Origin of the sequence: Streptomyces sp. NPDC059477, from assembly GCF_042749375.1 — a bacterium.
Taxonomy (GTDB): Bacteria; Actinomycetota; Actinomycetes; order Streptomycetales; family Streptomycetaceae; genus Streptomyces.
In genome coordinates, this window is sequence record NZ_JBHYUG010000058.1 from 1 (window position 1) to 1,023 (window position 1,023).

Below are 1,023 nucleotides of genomic sequence, written 5' to 3' on the forward strand. Positions count from 1 at the left end.
GGGAAGATCGACCCGCGCGGCTTCACCATGGCCTCGATGCGGGAGCGGATCGCCGCCCGGCTCGGCAGCGACGAGCCGAACACACCGGCACCGAGCGCCCCGTCGACGCCCAGCACCCCGGCCCGGCCGGTGGTCGACCTGTCGCAGCTCATCGCCGCGGCGAAAGCGGACCCGCCAAAGTCCGGTACGCCCGTGAGCTACTCGGGCGTCAAGACGGTGGAGAACGCGCTGGTCGCCGAGGGACTGCTCGCCAAGAGCCTCGCGGACGGGCACTTCGGCACAGCCACCATCACGGCGTACGGCCTGTGGCAGCAGCGCTGTGGCTACACCGGCAAGGACGCCGACGGCATCCCCGGCAGCAGCAGTCTCACCAAGCTCGGCGCCCGCCGCGGCTTCGACGTCAAGGAGTAGGAGTAGCCATGTTCACTGCCGCCTTCTGGAAGGCCACCGGCGAGCGCACCGCGCGGACCGTCGCCCAGACCCTCGTGGCCACCCTCGGCCTCGACACCACCGGTGTCCTGGCGGTCGACTGGGGCCAGGGCCTCGCGCTCGGCGCGAGCGCCGGCGTCCTCACCATCCTCACGGCGCTCGCCACCGGCAACGCCGACGGACCGGGCCTGACCGAGAGCACCCGGGGGAGCTGATGACGCCGCCGGAGTCGACCGTCGCGCACGAGCTGGCTGAACTCCGGCGGACGATGGAGGTGGGGTTCACGCGGGTCGACGGCCAGCTCGCGCTCCTGGTGCAGCGCGGCGAGCAGACGGACAAGACACTCGACGATCACGAGCAGCGGCTGGACGCGCTGGAGCGGAACCGCTGGCCGCTGCACGTCGTGGCGGCGGTCACGGCCGTCGCTGCTATCGGCCTCGGCATCTACCAGGCGCTCGGACACTGAATCGCCCCCCCCCCGGGGTGAACGCCGCCCGCCCGGGGGGGGGGCGGCTGCATGGCGGGGGGGGGTGGGGGCGGAGGGGCACGCCCGCTTCCCCCGCATTAACCCCCCCCCCCCCCCGGGGGGTTGGG

Annotated in this window: 2 protein-coding genes and 1 pseudogene; all 3 read left to right on the forward strand. The window is 73.6% G+C overall.

The window, feature by feature from the left end; translation table 11 throughout:
- Positions 1-411 (forward strand): annotated as a pseudogene (locus ACFXAZ_RS25880) (N-acetylmuramoyl-L-alanine amidase); the annotation flags it as partial.
- An 8-nt stretch (positions 412-419) separates the two neighbouring features.
- Positions 420-644: a holin gene (locus tag ACFXAZ_RS25885; RefSeq protein WP_384595829.1), complete on the forward strand. Its 225-nt coding sequence runs from the start codon at positions 420-422 to the stop codon at positions 642-644.
- Positions 644-895, forward strand: a complete 252-nt coding sequence (locus ACFXAZ_RS25890; RefSeq protein ID WP_384595832.1) for a hypothetical protein — start codon at positions 644-646, stop codon at positions 893-895. Before ACFXAZ_RS25885 ends, ACFXAZ_RS25890 begins: the two co-directional genes overlap by 1 nt.
- The last annotated feature ends 128 nt before the right edge of the window (positions 896-1,023 follow it).

What these genes read in the sequence shown, in the direction of transcription:
- ACFXAZ_RS25885 (WP_384595829.1), top strand. Translation starts at nt 420, where the DNA reads ATGTTCACTGCCGCCTTCTGGAAGGCCACCGGCGAGCGCACCGCGCGG.
- ACFXAZ_RS25890 (WP_384595832.1), top strand. Translation starts at nt 644, where the DNA reads ATGACGCCGCCGGAGTCGACCGTCGCGCACGAGCTGGCTGAACTCCGG.